This is a genomic window from Janthinobacterium sp. PSPC3-1, from assembly GCF_049896105.1.
GTDB lineage: Bacteria > Pseudomonadota > Gammaproteobacteria > Burkholderiales > Burkholderiaceae_D > Janthinobacterium.
Window position 1 is genome coordinate 109,724 of sequence record NZ_JAFCTQ010000001.1, and the last position, 14,894, is coordinate 124,617.

The window sequence follows — 14,894 nt, forward strand, 5'->3', positions numbered from 1 at the left end:
GCATTACGAAAAACTGTCCAAGCTGATTTTCGCGCTAAAAAGACTTTCAAAGGAAAAACTGCCGTGAAACATGTGATTAAAGCAGTGTTCGTCATCGCACTGTCGTGCCCGCTCTATTGCTTTGCCGTGAGTCCAGTTTCTGTGGTCAAAGGTCCGCCAGTATCGCTGAAGATGGAAGTCCACGAGTTCGGAGTGCATGAGATCTATTTGACTCGCCCCGTGCGCCCCATATTGGACGTTCAAGTCCCTATGAAGATAACCCTTTCTCGCGGTTCCTATCCTAATATGTTTCAAGTCGATATTTCTTATAAAGAGTTATCGAACGGACAAATTTATTTTAGGGTGGATGTTCCATCAGAGGAGGAGTCTAACTTCGAAATTCGGGCTGTTGAGATGGCGACAGGGAGCATTTGGTATGAAGTATTTTCAGGCAAGATGAGCGAGATACCGAGATAGTGTGTCTTTTTGATAATATTTACCCGCGCGTTGCGGGGCTAATTGAAAATAGGTCAGCATGTCATTCTCATCGCGATATATCGCTCTTCTCCTTGCCTGTCTTTCGTCGTACGCGCTTGCGCAGCAGCCTCCTGCGGAGCTGGCGCGTAAAGTCTCCGCTGAATTAAACCGGTGTACCAAAGCACTCAGGTGCGAAGTCAATGCGTGTGCCAGCAATGGCGGCCTGAAGTCTTGCTATGGCCGGGCCAACGCCCTTTGGGATCAAGCGATCACACAGCTCGAAGCAAGGCTCGACAAAAAGGACGGCTGGTGTGCCGCCTATTGGGCGGAATTGAAGGATGCTCAAGCCAAGTTTGCGGAGCAAGCCAGCAAGGTGAAGTCGCTCGGGGATGGCCCGTACAATACGGATGACGATCTTGCTTTGCTCATGTATCAACAGCAGTATGAACTCGCCTATTCAGTGGCGAAAAACAGCGTGTGCAAATGAAATTATTAAGCGACCTTTATCGCGCGCGCCTGCACGGCTGGCGCATGTACGGCAAGGAAGCCGCAACGCCGCCATCGGCATTTTCTCGGGTCCGCGTCTCCGGTCCGCTGTTTTTAGTCATTTAGTCTTCATGCATTGCGGTCTGGGGCGATAGCGGACATAAACGGCGAGAGTCCTGGCATCTGTTGGAGGCAGGTCGACAGGTTTTGCCAGGCATTCTAAGGAGGCGGTAATGGCGTGACAGGTGATGCCGGCGGCGCCGGGCGCAGCGGATTGGGCGGTGGCGGTGGTGGCGGCCGCTCGCGCGCCGCGAAGCCGCGCGGCAGCAGGCGCGCCGTTTCTATGCCACGCAAAAACATGTTCTGGAACGGTACCGCAAGGTAGGGCAACACCATCGCCAGCACCAGCAGGCCCACGCCCAGGGTGACGGGAAAACCGATGCCGAAAATGTTCAGTTGCGGTGCGGCGCGCGTCAGGATGCCCAGCGCGACGTTGGTCAGCAGCAGGGCGGCGACGATGGGCAGCGAAATCTGCACGCCCGAGCGGAAGATCTCGCCGCCCCAGGCCGCCAGCTGCTGGAAGCCGCCGCCGTGGATCGGGCTGGCGGAAATCGGCAGGCTGACAAAGCTTTCCGCCAGCGCCGCCAGCAAGACCAGGTGGCCGTTCACGGTCAGGAACATCAGGGTGGCCAGCATGGTCAAAAACTGGCTGATGGCCGACGAGCGGCCCTTGGTTTGCGGATCGAAGAACGAGGCAAAGCCCAGGCCCATGGTCAGGCTGCTGATCTCGCCGGCCATCTCGATGGCGGCAAACACGATGCGGATCGAAAACCCCATCGCCAGGCCGATCAGCATTTCCTGCGTCAGGATCAGCAGGCCGGCCATCGACATCGGGTCGGTGGCGGGCAGGGCCGGCACGGTGGGGGCGATGATCATGGCCAGCAGCACGCCGAGGCCGACCTTGGTGCTGACGGGCACTGCCGCATTGCCGAACAGCGGCGCGGCCGCCACCAGGCCGAGGATGCGGCTAAGCGGCCACAGCAGTGCTGCGATCCAGGTATTGAGTTCGATGCTGGTCAGGGTCAGCATGGCCGTCGCCCTTGCAGCACGTTCAGCCGACCAGGTTCGGAATGCCGGTAAACACCTGGCGCATGTAGTCGAGCATGACGGACAGTATCCACGGCCCGGCCACCACGATGGCGACAAAGATGCCGACCAGCTTAGGAATAAAGGACAGGGTCGCTTCGTTGATCTGGGTGGCGGCCTGGAAGATGCTGACGATCAGGCCGATGATCAAGGCGACCAGCAGCATGGGAGCTGCCACCATCAGGGTGATTTCCATGGCCTGGCGGCCCATCGTCATGACGCTTTCGGGTGTCATCGGGCGCCCCTAATAGAAACTTTGTGACAGCGAGCCGAGCAGCAACTGCCAGCCATCGACCAGCACGAACAGCATCAGCTTGAACGGCAGCGAGATGGTGGCCGGCGACATCATCATCATGCCCATCGACATCAGCACGCTGGCCACCACCATGTCGATGATCAGGAAGGGAATGAAAATCGCAAAGCCGATCTGGAACGCCGTTTTCAGTTCACTGGTGACAAAGGCCGGCACCAGGATGCGCAGCGGCACGTCTTCCGGTCCCTGCAGGGCCGGCGAGCGCGACATCTTGGCGAACAGGGCCAGGTCGGCCTGGCGCGTTTGCTTGAGCATGAAGGTTTTCAGGGGATCGACGCCCTTGTCGAGCGCCTGCTGCATGGTCAGCTTGTTTTCCTGGTAAGGCAAATATGCGTCGGTATAGATCTTGTCGAACACGGGGCCCATCACGAACAGGGTCAGGAACAGCGCCAGGCCCACCATCACCTGGTTCGGCGGCGCCGACTGCGTGCCGATCGCCTGGCGCAGCAGGGACAGCACGATGATAATGCGGGTAAAGCAGGTCATCATCAGCAAGGCCGCCGGCAGGAACGTCAGCGACGTCATCAGGATCAGAGTCTGCAGCGGCAGCGAATAGCTTTGTCCGCCACCGGGCGCCGGCGCGCTGTTGAAGGCGGGAATGCCGGGCTGGGCCAGCGCCCACAGCGGCAAGGCCAGCGCGATGCCGGCCAGCAGCCATTTCAAGATTGTCTTCGGATTGTTCAACGCCATCGCCTGCTTATTTCCCATTGCGTTTTTCGATGGTCTGTTTCAGCCACTCGGAAAAATTGGCGGCGGCCGGGCCGTTCTGCGCGCTGGACAAGGTCGGCAGGTCGCCTTCCTGGCGGGGCAGGGTGGCCAGCGCATTGATGCGGCCGGGCGAGGCGCCCACCACGATCCACTGGTCGGCCACCTCGATCAGCACGATGCGTTCGCGCCCGCCCAGGTTGAGCGAGCTGACCACGCGCATCTTGCTGTTGCCGCCCAGCGCTTTCGGGCCATAGCGTTTCATGGCCCAGGCCAGCGCGATCAGCAGGGCCAGCACGAACATCAGGGCGAAAATGGTTTGCAGCAGGCTGCCGCTCGACGCCGTCGGGGCCATGGTCATCGGCGCGCCGGGCGGCATGGCGGGCAGGGGGGCGGCGGCCGCCGGCACAGTATCAGCTGCGGCTGCGGCTGCGGCTTGCGGCGCAGCCACGGTTGCAGCCGGCGCGGCGGTGTCAACCGCTGGTGCTGCTGCCGGCACGCTGGCCGTGGTCGCCGATGCAGCCGGCATATCGGCCGCCTGCGCAATGCAGCATGCCGCCGCCAGCGGCAGCAGCAGGGTGGAAATCAACAGGCCAGGCTTCATTTATTGAGTTTTCGGATACGCTCGGACGGCGTGATGATATCGGTCAGGCGGATGCCGAACTTGTCGTTCACCACCACCACTTCGCCTTGCGCGATCAGGCAGCCGTTGACCAGCACGTCCATCGGCTCGCCGGCCAGGCCGTCCAGTTCCACCACGGAACCCTGCGCCAGTTGCAGCAGGTTCTTGATGGCGATCTTGGTGCGGCCCAGTTCGACCGTCAGTTGCACCGGGATATCGAGAATGAAATCGATATCGTTATGGGTTTCCGACTTCGACGCCTGTTTCGAAAAATCCTTGAACACGGCGGCGCTGGCCGCGCTGGCGGTATTGGCGGCCTGGTTTTGCAGTGCTTCGGCCTCGGCCTTGGCCTGCTCGGCGATCGCCGCGCCCCAGTCGTCTTCCGCGCTTTGGTCGTCCAGATTGTCAGCCATGTCACTCTCCTGTGGTTCGGTAAAGGCCGCATGGCGGCCTGTATTACTGAATGATGATTTACTTAATGATTGTTGATGTTATCGGCATTGGCGAGCAGTTTCTCGACCTTCAATGCATATTGTCCGTTCAATACGCCGTAAGTGCAATCCATCACGGGCACGCCATCGACGGTGGCGGCGATCAGTTCGGGTATATTCAGTGGAATGATGTCGCCCACCTTCATGTTCAGGATTTCATCGAACGACACGCGCGCTGTGCCCAGCGAGGCCACCAGCTCCACTTCGGCGATCTGGATCTGCTGCGTCATCAGGCGGATCCAGCGCTTGTCCACTTCCAGCGCCTCGCCCTGCAGGCTGGAGGTCAGCGAATCGCGGATCGGCTCGATCATCGAATACGGCATGCAGAAATGGATCTGGCCCGACACGGAGCCGAGCTCCACCGTAAACGTCGAGGCCACCACCACCTCGTTCGGCGTGGCGATATTGGCGAACTGGGTGTTCATTTCCGAGCGGATATATTCAAACTCGACCGGGAACACCGGTTCCCACGATTTCGTATACGCCTCGAAGACGATATCGAGGATGCGCAAAATGATGCGCTGCTCGGTCTGGGTGAAGTCGCGGCCTTCGACGCGCGTATGGAAACGCCCGTCGCCGCCGAATAGATTGTCGACCAGCAAGAACACCAGGCCCGGATCGAACACCATCAGGGCCGTGCCGCGCAGCGGCTTCATGTGCACCAGGTTCAGATTGGTCGGCACCACCAGGTTGCGGATGAATTCGCTGTACTTCGATACCCGCACCGAGCCGACCGACACTTCGGCGCTGCGGCGCAGGAAGTTGAACAGGCCCACGCGCAGCAGGCGCGCGAAGCGCTCGTTGATAATCTCCAGCGTCGGCATGCGGCCGCGCACGATGCGTTCCTGGGTCGCCAGGTTGTAGGTGCGAACGCCCGTGACGTCTTCCGGCGCCTGCGCGTCGTCCTGGTCTCCGTTGACGCCCTTCAGAAGGGCATCGACTTCTTCCTGGGAAAGGAAATTATCGGCCATGGCTGCTTATTGAATGATAAATGCGGTAAATAATACGTCCGTCACGTCTTGTTCCGGCCCTTTTTCGTCGAACGGCTGGTTCACTTGAGCAACGATTTCCGCCGCCAGCTGCTGCTTGCCTTCCACGGTATTGAGCTCCGACGCCTTTTTGCCGGACAGCAGCAGCAACAGACGGCTGCGCACTTTCGGCATATTGAGCTTGATGCTGTCCATTTCCTCGGCGTTCGCCACCTGCAAGGTAAACGCGATCTGCAGGTATTGCTCGCCGTTTTCGGGCTGCAGGTTGACGGTGAAGGAATCGATCGGCACGAACACGGGCGGGCCGGCTTTCGCTGCGGAATGTTTCTTTTTCTTCGACGGCGACGATTCTTCCTGGTCGCCCTTGCCATGCAAGAAATACCAGGCCGCGCCGCCGCCCACGCCGCCGGCCACCAGCACCGAGGCCAGGACGATGATGATCAGCTTCTTTTTGGAAGCTCCCGCAGGTGCCAGGGCCGCGTCGGCTTTCGGATCTGCTTTCATTTTTGGATTTGCTTTCAATGGTACTCGACTGCATGGAAGTGGATCACGACGCCATTATGTCATTATCGGCAAAGGATGCGCAGAACCAACTGTGGAAAAGAGGCCGGAAGCGCGCTCAACTTGCTTTTGGCGGCAGAAACCTTCAGGCAAAGGTATCGACTTCGCCCAGTGTCGGCCTGCCGCGGCTGCCGTTCTGGGCGATGGCGATCTCGCCGCCCTTGACCGTGCCGCTGCCGCCGCGTCCGCCGCCGGAAGCGTCGCGCTGGCCGCTCTGCTGCTGCGCCGCGCCGTCCGACACGGTGGCGTTGCCAAACGCAATGCCGGCCTCGGCCATCATGTCGCGCAGGCGCGGCAGGGCCGCTTCCAGCGCTTGCCGTACTTCCGGCTGGGCCGACATGAAGGCGGCGTCGGCCTGGTCATTGGTGACCGTCAGCACCACCTGCAGCGGGCCGAGGTCCGGCGGGTTCAGGGTCAGGGTGGCGCTCTGGTCGCCGCCGGCCGCCATCCACACCACTTTTTGTCCCAGTTGCTGGTCCCAGGCCGGCGTGCCCACGCGGCCCATCAATTTGTCGGCCGGCACGGCGGCCGCCGCCGCGGCCTGCTGCAGGGCGCCGGGCGCCAGGGGCGCGACCAGGCGGGTCAGGTCGGGTGTCGCTTCCTTGGGCAAGGGTTCCGCCAGCGCGGCGCCGGCTTTGGCGGTGGCCGCCAGTTGCGCGTCGAGCGCCAGCTTGCCCGCGTCAAGCTTGCCGGCCTGCACGCTGGCGCCGGCCTGCGCCTTGCCCAGGCTGGCGGCAAAACCGCCGGCCTTGGCGTCGTCGAGCACAGTTTCGGTCCCGGTATCGGTCCCGGCTGCCTTCTGTCCGGCCAGCAACTGCGCCGCACTGATGCTTTTGCCATCGATCTTGCCGTCAAGCCTGGCCAGCGGGCGTGCGCCCGCGTCGGCTGGCTGTTGCATCGCCAGCTTGATGCTGCCCACCAGGGCCAGCATATCGGCGATCGGGTCGGCTGGCGGCTTCGCTTCCGCCGTCACCGTCTCTTCCGATTCGCTGCTCTCGCTGTCCTTCTCGGCCGGCGCCGCTTCCTTGGCCGTGCTCGCATGGGCCTGCTCGGTGGCCGCCTGTTCGGCCGCCTTGCCGGAGGCCGGCGCGGGTGTGGGCGCAGGCGCAGCAGGCTTGGCCGCCGCCTGGGCCGGCGTTTGCGCCTGGGCGCGGCCATTGGCCTGGCGCTGTTCCAGCTGGCGGTTCAGGGTACGCTGGAAATCACCGTCGGGCGCGCTGCCGGACGGCATCTCGCGTTTGACCGGCGCCGGCGTGGCATTCGGGGAGGAAATCTGGGAAATCGGGGTCTGCATGATGGGCCCTGTGGCGCTGCTGCCAGCGTAAGTCAGCGTAAATTAACGTTTGTAATAAGCTTGCCGTGCCGCGTGTTCGTCCATGGCTTTCTGGTCGCGCTTGTTTTCCAGCTTCAAGGCCTGTTCCTGCGCCCGGTTATTGAGTGTGGTGTACGACATGCGTTTTCGCTCCGCCGTTTGCCAGCTGGCCTTTTCATGCTCGCTGCGCGCCTGCGCGTGATTGACGACCTGCTGCTGGCCCGTGATGGCGCTGTCGAGCTTGAGCATGAACGCCTGGAAGTTGCGGTAAGCCATGGGCGTAATGCCGCTGGCCATGCTCGCTTCGAAGCGTTGCGCATAGTCATCGCGGTAGCCGGCCAGCATCTGCAGCTTTTGCTGGCAATCGTCGAGCGCCTTCAGGGCCGCGCCCAGGCGCTTGGCGCAGTCATCGGTCTCGCGCTGGGCCAGATCGATCAGGGTTGCAAGTTGGGAAGGAGATGCCATGGTTTAATTATATGCCCGGCAGGCAGGCTTCAATCACTCGAACAGAGCGGCAAGTTGCCCCAAGCTCTCGTCCATGCTGACACGCTCGGTAATTTGCTGTTGCAAAAACGCTTCAATCCGTTCATGCAGGGCGATCGCCTGGTCCAGCACCGGGTCGGTGCCGGCGGCGTAGGCGCCCACGCTGATCAGGTCGCGGCTGCGTTCATAGCGCGAATACAATTGTTTCAGCTTGCGGGCTTTTTGCTGGTGTTCATGGCTGGTGATCGAATGGGCGGCGCGCGAAATCGACTGTTCGATATCGATCGCCGGGTAATGGCCCGCTTCGGCCAGGCGGCGGTTGAGCACGATGTGGCCGTCGAGAATCGCGCGCGCCGAGTCGGCGATCGGGTCCTGCTGGTCATCGCCCTCGGTCAGCACGGTATAGAACGCGGTGATCGAGCCGCCGCCTTCCTCGCCATTGCCGGCCCGTTCCACCAGCACCGGCAGCTTGGCGAACACTGACGGCGGATAGCCCTTGGTGGCGGGCGGCTCGCCGATCGCCAGCGCGATCTCGCGCTGCGCCATGGCGTAGCGGGTCAGCGAATCCATGATCAAGAGCACGTTTTGCCCCTGGTCGCGGAAGTGCTCGGCAATCGCCGTCGCATACGCCGCGCCCTGCAAGCGCATCAGCGGCGGCGTGTCTGCCGGCGCCGCCACCACCACCGAGCGCGCCAGGCCTTCCGGCCCCAGTATCTGTTCGATGAATTCCTTGACTTCGCGGCCCCGTTCGCCGATCAGGCCGACCACGATCACGTCCGCCTCGGTATAGCGGGCCATCATGCCCAGCAGCACGCTCTTGCCGACGCCGGAGCCGGCGAACAGGCCCATGCGCTGGCCACGGCCGACCGTCAGCATGGCGTTGATCGAGCGCACGCCAACGTCCAGGGTCGACACGATGGGCGCGCGGCCCAGCGGATTGGCGGGGCGCACATTGATCGGCGCGCTGTCGGTGGTGTGCAGCGGGCCCAGTTGATCGAGCGGCCTGCCTGCGCCGTCGAGCACGCGGCCCAGCAATTGCGGGCCGACCGGCAAATGGCGCGCCCGGTCGCTCGGGCGGCGGCGCGGGTGCGCCACGCTGCCCGGGCGCGGTATCGCCGGTTCGACCGAAAACACGCGGGTGCCCGGCACGATGCCTTCGACATCGCTTTGCGGCATCAGGAACAGCCGGTCGCCTTCGAAGCCGACCACTTCGGCCTCGACCCGGCCGCCATTGGGTAGCGGCACGGTGCAGGCGGCGCCGACGGCCAGGCGCAGGCCGACCGCTTCCATCACCAGGCCGGCCACGCGCGTGACCCGGCCCGAGACCTGCATCGGCTCGACAAAACCGACCACGGCGGAACAGTCGTTCAGGTAGGCGCGCCAGCGCGCCGCATGGGGGTTGACGGCCGGGTCAATCTTGTCGCTCACGGCGCCAGCCAGTCCAGGTCTTTACCCAAGGCATGCGTGAGGCGCTGCCAGCGGGTCGACGCCTGGGCATCGATCTGGTTGCTGGCGGTGTCGATCTTGCAGCCGCCACGCTCCACCGACGGGTCTTCGATCACGCGCCAGCCGCCCTTGTCGAGTTCTTCGCCGATGCCGTCGCGCACCACCTGCGCGTCTTCCGGATTGAGCATCAGCAAGGCCGGCTGTTGCAGCACGGGCAGGTATTCGATGGCTTCGCGCACCATCGGCAACATCAGTTCGGGGCGCACCGGCAGGGCGGCTTTCAGCATGCCCTTGGCCAGCTGCAAGGCCAGTTCCATCACTTCATTGGCGATCAGCTCGTCGGCATGCTGCAGCGCGGTGCCGAAGCCGACGGCGATGGTTTGCAAATGCGCCAGTTCCACGCTGGAGGCCTGCTGGCCTTCGGCATACGATTGCGCGTGGCCGTCGGCGTGGCCGGCCGCATGGCCTTCGGCATAGCCGGCGTTGCGGCCTTCCTCGAAGGCGGTGGCGTGCGCCGCCTCGCGGATGGCATCGACTTCTTCCTGGGTCGGATATTCCAGCGGCGGCGCCAGTTCCTCTTCGATCAGCTCGGCAAAGGGATCGGGTTCCGGTTCCGGCTCGGGTTCGAGCAGCTTGCGCGCCGCCACCACGCTCGGGCGGTCGTCGCCGAACGAGGTCATTTCCCAGCGTTGATACGCGGTTTGTTTCTCTTTGGGAATAAAATTAGACAAACGAATCCTCGCCTTTTCCACCCAGGACTATCTGCCCCTCGTCCGCCAGGCGGCGCACGATCTGCAGGATCTGCTTCTGCTGCGATTCCACTTCCGACAGGCGCACCGGGCCTTTCGAATCGAGGTCTTCGCGCATCATCTCGCCGGCGCGCTGCGACATGTTTCTGAAGATCTTCTCGCGCAGCTCCTGCGAGGCGCCTTTCAGGGCGATGATCAGCATTTCCGACTGCACTTCGCGCAGCAGCAGCTGGATGCCGCGATCCTCGATATCGATCAGGTTGTCGAACACGAACATTTCGTCCATGATCTTCTGCGCCATGTCGTTGTCGTAGTTCTTGATATTGTCCATCACGGAGCCTTCCTGCTCGCCGCTCATGAAGTTCAAAATCTCGGCGGCGGCGCGTACGCCGCCCAGCGACGATTTCTTGATGTTTTCATTGCCCGACAGCAGTTTCGTCAGCACGTCGTTCAGCTCGCGCAGCGCGGCCGGCTGCACCCCGTCCAGGGTGGCGATGCGCAGCACCACGTCGTTGCGCAGGCGGTCGGTGAAGTGGCCGAGGATTTCGCAGGCCTGGTCGCGCTCCAGGTGGACCAGGATGGTGGCGATGATCTGCGGGTGTTCGTTGCGGATCAGCTCGGATACCGACTGCGAATCCATCCATTTCAGCGATTCGATGCCGGACGCGTCCTTGCCGCCCAATATGCGCGACAGCAATACCGAGGCCTTGTCGTCGCCCAGCGCCTTGGTCAGCACCTGACGGATATACTCGTCCGAATCGAGGCCGACGGTGGAGTTGAGCTCGGTCTGCTCGCGGAAGTCGTCGAGCACGTCGACCACCTGTTCGTGGGCGATGCCCTTCATGGTGGCCATCGCCGCGCCCAGTTTCAGCACTTCGCGCGGGCCGAGAAATTTCATCACTTCGGCCGCCTCGCTCTCGCCCAGGGCCAGCATCAGGATGGCCGCTTTTTGCAGTCCGGTCGATTCAGTCATTATTGCCTATCCATGCCTTGATGATGTTGGCGACCACGCGCGGGTCGTCCTGCGCCAGCTTCCTGGCCATCGCCAGGTTCTCGCGGTAGCCGCGCGCGGTGTCTTCTTCCAGTTCTTCCAGCTCGGCTTCGCTGAGCAGGACCTCGTTTTCCGCGTCGGTCTTCGGCAGCTCCGGCTCGATCACGGGCGGTGGCGCGCCGAAATCGTCGATTTTGCGCATCACCGGGCGCAGCATCGGGCGCACGATCTTGATGAAGATATACAGCAGGATCAGGGCCGTGATCAGGAACTTCGCCAGTTCTTTGGCCAGCGGCAGGTTGGCCGGGTCGCGCCACCATTCCAGCTTGCCTTCCGGCGCGCGGTCGATGCCGTCGAACGGCGAATTGGCCACGCTGAAGCTGTCGCCGCGGTCCTTGTTGTAGCCCATCGCCTCCTTGACGAGGTTATTGATCTGCACCATTTCAGCCGGCGAAATCGGCGTCACCGTCACCTTGCCGTCGGCGGCGATATTGCGGCGATAGTTGACCACCACCGCCACCGACAGGCGGCGCAGGCCGCCCATCGACTTCTGTTCGTAGCGCACGGTCTTGTCGACTTCATAATTGGTGGTCGATTCCTTTTGCGACGGCTGGGTCGGCGCCCCCGCGCCAGGCGCGCCCGGCGCCTCGGCCGTCAGCGGCGCGGTGGCCACGCCCGGCGGCTGGTTCGACAGCGCGCCCGGCACGCCGGACGGATTGGCATTGCCGGCGCCGGTCGACTCGCTCGTTTGCTGGCTGCGGATGGTCGACGCTTCCGGCGGCGAGTTCGGCTTGTAGGTTTCGGCCGCCTGTTCGCTTTGCGAGAAATCGACGTCGGCGGTCGCCTCGGCGCGCACATTGCCTTCGCCGACGATCGGCAGCAGGATCGATTCGACCTGCTTGATCACGCTTTGCTGCAACTGCTGCACGTATTTCAGCTGGTTCGGATCGAGGCTCTTGATGCCGTTGGCGCGGTCCTTGTCGCGTTCCTGGTTGGACAGCAAAGAGCCCGCCTGGTCGACCACGGTCACATTGATAGGCAGCAATTCCGGCACGCTGGACGCCACCAGGTGCACGATGGCGCTGACCTGCAGCTGGTCCAGGCCGCGGCCCGGATGCAGGTTCAGCAGCACCGAGGCGGTCGGTTTCTGCTGGTCGCGCACGAACACTTGCGGTTTCGGCAGGGCCAGGTGGACGCGCGCCGTGTCGACCGCCGACACCGATTCGATCGACTTGGCCAGCTCGCCTTCGAGGGCGCGCTGGAAATTGACCTGTTCGAGGAACTGCGACACGCCCAGTTTCTGGTTCTCCATCAACTCGAAACCCACGTTGCCGCCTTTCGGCAAGCCTTGCGCGGCCAGTTTCAGCCGTGCATCGTGGACTTGTTCGGTCGGTACCAGGATCGCGCCGCCGCCTTCGGAAAACTTGTGCTTGATGCCCAGCTGGTCCAGCGAGGCGGTGATGGCGCCGCCGTCGCGGTCCGTGAAATTGGAAAACAGGACTTTGTATTCCGGTGGCTGGTTCCACATGTACAGCGCCACGCCGATGGCGATCAGCGCCGCCACGCCCAGGCCACGCAGGAAATTCTTGCCCATCGGGGTCTTGGCAAACGCCTGCACGGATTCAACCGGCGTGCGCGCGGGGGCGGGCGCCGGTGGGGGTTGGTTCAGTTCAATCTCTTCCGCTACAGCCATGATTGCCTTCCGTGGCGCTGGTATGGTGGGGTTGGTGGGGGCCGCCGCCTGCGAAACGAGGAGCGATAAGAGCAATTATCCGCTCCTGTCATGCGCTTTGATCGTCCAAATAGAAGGTGGTTTTGCCGCCTGCTCGGCCGAGCGGCTGGCTTTCCTGCTGGTATTGTGGAACACTGGCAACGTACGGTAGCACTAATTGTACCCGGCGCTGCCTTGCCTGCCAGGGTTTTGTGCCTTGGAGGCAACAGACAGGAATCGGGAGGCACAGTGAAAACAGGCGGCATGGGTGGTATAGACAGCAGCAGGATCGAGGCGATGATCTCGCAATTGAAGGCCGCGGCCACGCGGCCGGAGGCGAAAGTGCCGGCGATCCAGACCGAGGCGCCGGCCGCCAAGGTCAATTTTGCCGACGCGCTCAAGGGCGCGCTCGACTCGGTCGCCAGCGCGCAGAAGACGTCGGCAGACCTGGGCAAGCGCTTTACCATGGGCGACGATAGCGTCAGCCTGTCGGACGTGATGGTGGCCTCGCAAAAAGCCGGCATCCAGTTCCAGGCGACGGTGCAGGTGCGCAATAAACTGGTGTCGTCCTACCATGAGATCATGAACATGCAGGTGTGACGCTGATGCTGGCGCGCGCATGAACAAGCTGGAGCTGATGAAGACCTTCGTGCGGGTTACCGAGCTGAGCAGCTTTACGCAGGCGGCTGCCAGCCTGGGCCTGCCCAAGGCCAGCGTGTCCGAGCATGTGCGCGACCTGGAGCTGCTGCTGGGCGCGCGCTTGCTCAACCGTACCACGCGCAAGGTCAGCGTCACCCAGGACGGCCTGGCGCTGTACCAGCGCTGCAAGGACATGCTGGCCGACATGGACGACATGGAAAACATGTTCCGTCTTGACGGCACGGTGCTGGCCGGCCGCTTGCGCATCGACATGCCCACCGTGGCGGCCCGCCAGCTGGTGATGCCCTGGCTGGGCGAATTCCTGGCCACCTATCCGAATATCCAGATCGAAGTCAGCAGCACCGACCGGCGCGTCGACCTGGTGCGCGAGGGTTTCGATTGCGTATTGCGCGCCGGCGACGTGCAAGACCCGTCGCTGATCGCCCGTTACCTGGGCACGGTGCCGATGGTCAACTGCGCCAGTCCGGCCTACCTGCGCGCGCATGGCACGCCGCAGAGCGTGGACGAGCTGGCGCGGCACCGCCTGGTGCATTACGTCACCACGCTGGGCGCGCGCTCGTCCGGCTTCGAATACGTGCTGGACGGCCAGTTGCATCAGCTGCCGATGGCCGGCAATGTCACCGTCAACAATACGGAAGCATTCCAGGGCGCTTGCCTGGGCGGCCTCGGGATTGCCCAGATGCCCCTGAGTGGCGCGCGCGCCTATCTTGCCGCCGGCACGCTGGTGGCGGTCTTGCCGCAGCACCTGGCGCCGCCGATGCCGATCGCCCTGATGTATACGCATCGGCGCGACTTGCCGAAGAGAACCCGGGTCTTCATGGATTGGCTGAGCGCGCTGATCGAACGTGAGTGGATGGCAGGATAGACTGGCAAGGATTGTGCGGATAATCCGATCAGTCTTATCGGATACGCGCGGTTTATCAATCGGGGTGGCGACAATATACTGGTTTCATCGATGAGCGATCCGCTACATCGCCTGCCACCCCATCCTTGAAGGAACGCCATCATGAGCAACAACACGCCAATCGCACTGATCACCGGCGCCAACCGCGGCCTGGGCAAGAACGCCGCACTGAAACTGGCCGGGACCGGCGTCGACCTGATCATTACCTACCGCAATAACGCCGACGAAGCGAACGCCGTCGCCGCCGAGATCCGGGCGCTGGGCCGCCATGCGGTGGCGCTGCAGCTGGATGTGGCCGACACGCGCGGCTTTGCCGACTTTGCCAACGCCGTCAGCGCCGTGCTGGCCAGCGACTGGCAGCGCACGCAGTTCGATTATCTGGTCAACAACGCCGGCAGCGGCGTGCATGCATCGATCGCCGAGACCACCGAAGCGCAATTCGACGCGATGGTGAACGTGCACCTGAAGGGGGTATTTTTCCTGACCCAGAAACTGCTGCCGCTGCTGGCCGATGGCGGGCGCATCGTCAACCTGTCGAGCGGGCTGGCGCGTTTCAGCAACCCTGGCTATGCCGCTTACGCGGCGATGAAGGGGGGCGTCGAGGTGCTCAGCCGTTACATGGCGCAAGAGCTGGGCGCACGCGGCATCGCCGTCAATGTGGTGGCACCGGGCGCGATCGAGACCGATTTCGGCGGCGGCGTGGTGCGCGACAATCCTGCCGTCAACGCCCACATTGCCTCGGTCACCGCGCTGGGAAGGGTGGGGCTGCCGGACGATATCGGCGGCGCCATCGCCTCGCTGCTGCAGCCCGGCAACCGCTGGATCACCGGCCAGCGCATCGAAGTGTCGGGCGGCATGAACCTGTAAAG

General features: G+C 63.0%; 18 protein-coding genes. 5 read left to right on the forward strand and 13 right to left on the reverse strand.

Annotated elements, in window-relative coordinates:
• The first annotated feature begins 63 nt into the window (after positions 1-63).
• Together ACP7B7_RS00525 and ACP7B7_RS00530 are read left to right on the forward strand one after the other, a co-directional pair.
• Positions 64-456, forward strand: coding sequence for a hypothetical protein (locus ACP7B7_RS00525; protein ID WP_426075420.1), 393 nt, complete (start codon positions 64-66; stop codon positions 454-456).
• A gap of 58 nt (positions 457-514) precedes the next feature.
• On the forward strand, positions 515-943 hold the full coding sequence (locus ACP7B7_RS00530; protein WP_426075421.1) for a hypothetical protein: 429 nt from the start codon (positions 515-517) through the stop codon (positions 941-943).
• 218 nt (positions 944-1,161) lie between these two features.
• Here the strand turns inward: ACP7B7_RS00530 and fliR are convergent, their stop codons facing one another.
• From fliR to fliF, 13 genes are all read right to left on the reverse strand, one after another.
• The gene (gene fliR / locus ACP7B7_RS00535) at positions 1,162-2,031 is read right to left on the reverse strand and encodes a flagellar biosynthetic protein FliR (protein ID WP_308924912.1); all 870 of its coding nucleotides are present in this window, start codon (positions 2,029-2,031) and stop codon (positions 1,162-1,164) included.
• Positions 2,032-2,053: 22 nt separating this feature from the next.
• Positions 2,054-2,323: a flagellar biosynthesis protein FliQ gene (gene fliQ, locus ACP7B7_RS00540; protein WP_308924913.1), complete on the reverse strand. Its 270-nt coding sequence runs from the start codon at positions 2,321-2,323 to the stop codon at positions 2,054-2,056.
• Positions 2,324-2,332: 9 nt separating this feature from the next.
• Positions 2,333-3,109, reverse strand: a complete 777-nt coding sequence (gene fliP, locus ACP7B7_RS00545) for a flagellar type III secretion system pore protein FliP (protein WP_308924914.1) — start codon at positions 3,107-3,109, stop codon at positions 2,333-2,335.
• Complete coding sequence (gene fliO, locus ACP7B7_RS00550; RefSeq protein ID WP_426075422.1) at positions 3,099-3,710, reverse strand: flagellar biosynthetic protein FliO; 612 nt, start codon at positions 3,708-3,710, stop codon at positions 3,099-3,101. Before fliO ends, fliP begins: the two co-directional genes overlap by 11 nt.
• Positions 3,707-4,141: a flagellar motor switch protein FliN gene (gene fliN, locus ACP7B7_RS00555; protein ID WP_308924916.1), complete on the reverse strand. Its 435-nt coding sequence runs from the start codon at positions 4,139-4,141 to the stop codon at positions 3,707-3,709. Before fliN ends, fliO begins: the two co-directional genes overlap by 4 nt.
• A gap of 62 nt (positions 4,142-4,203) precedes the next feature.
• Positions 4,204-5,190 carry a flagellar motor switch protein FliM gene (fliM, locus tag ACP7B7_RS00560; RefSeq protein WP_065306849.1) on the reverse strand — a complete coding sequence of 329 codons (987 nt, stop codon included), beginning with the start codon at positions 5,188-5,190 and terminating at the stop codon, positions 4,204-4,206.
• Positions 5,191-5,196: 6 nt separating this feature from the next.
• Positions 5,197-5,712: a flagellar basal body-associated protein FliL gene (fliL, locus tag ACP7B7_RS00565; RefSeq protein WP_426075423.1), complete on the reverse strand. Its 516-nt coding sequence runs from the start codon at positions 5,710-5,712 to the stop codon at positions 5,197-5,199.
• Between the two features lie 142 nt (positions 5,713-5,854).
• Positions 5,855-7,063: a flagellar hook-length control protein FliK gene (locus ACP7B7_RS00570; RefSeq protein ID WP_426075424.1), complete on the reverse strand. Its 1,209-nt coding sequence runs from the start codon at positions 7,061-7,063 to the stop codon at positions 5,855-5,857.
• A gap of 42 nt (positions 7,064-7,105) precedes the next feature.
• A complete protein-coding gene (fliJ, locus tag ACP7B7_RS00575; RefSeq protein WP_308924919.1) occupies positions 7,106-7,546 on the reverse strand; it encodes a flagellar export protein FliJ in 441 nt (146 codons plus the stop codon).
• 33 nt (positions 7,547-7,579) lie between these two features.
• Positions 7,580-8,896 carry a flagellar protein export ATPase FliI gene (gene fliI / locus ACP7B7_RS00580; RefSeq protein WP_308925705.1) on the reverse strand — a complete coding sequence of 439 codons (1,317 nt, stop codon included), beginning with the start codon at positions 8,894-8,896 and terminating at the stop codon, positions 7,580-7,582.
• A gap of 92 nt (positions 8,897-8,988) precedes the next feature.
• Positions 8,989-9,690, reverse strand: a complete 702-nt coding sequence (locus ACP7B7_RS00585) for a flagellar assembly protein FliH (protein WP_308925706.1) — start codon at positions 9,688-9,690, stop codon at positions 8,989-8,991.
• A 43-nt stretch (positions 9,691-9,733) separates the two neighbouring features.
• Positions 9,734-10,732, reverse strand: a complete 999-nt coding sequence (fliG, locus tag ACP7B7_RS00590; protein ID WP_308924920.1) for a flagellar motor switch protein FliG — start codon at positions 10,730-10,732, stop codon at positions 9,734-9,736.
• Complete coding sequence (gene fliF, locus ACP7B7_RS00595; protein ID WP_426075425.1) at positions 10,725-12,443, reverse strand: flagellar basal-body MS-ring/collar protein FliF; 1,719 nt, start codon at positions 12,441-12,443, stop codon at positions 10,725-10,727. The genes fliG and fliF overlap by 8 nt, the downstream gene beginning before the upstream one ends.
• Before the next feature lie 282 nt (positions 12,444-12,725).
• Between fliF and fliE the strand changes: the two genes are divergently transcribed.
• The 3 genes from fliE (at position 12,726) to ACP7B7_RS00610 (ending at position 14,892) form a co-directional block, all read left to right on the forward strand.
• Positions 12,726-13,061, forward strand: a complete 336-nt coding sequence (fliE, locus tag ACP7B7_RS00600) for a flagellar hook-basal body complex protein FliE (protein WP_308924922.1) — start codon at positions 12,726-12,728, stop codon at positions 13,059-13,061.
• 19 nt (positions 13,062-13,080) lie between these two features.
• Complete coding sequence (locus tag ACP7B7_RS00605; protein ID WP_308924923.1) at positions 13,081-13,986, forward strand: LysR family transcriptional regulator; 906 nt, start codon at positions 13,081-13,083, stop codon at positions 13,984-13,986.
• Between the two features lie 141 nt (positions 13,987-14,127).
• Positions 14,128-14,892, forward strand: a complete 765-nt coding sequence (locus ACP7B7_RS00610; RefSeq protein WP_374694261.1) for an SDR family NAD(P)-dependent oxidoreductase — start codon at positions 14,128-14,130, stop codon at positions 14,890-14,892.
• Positions 14,893-14,894: the final 2 nt, after the last annotated feature.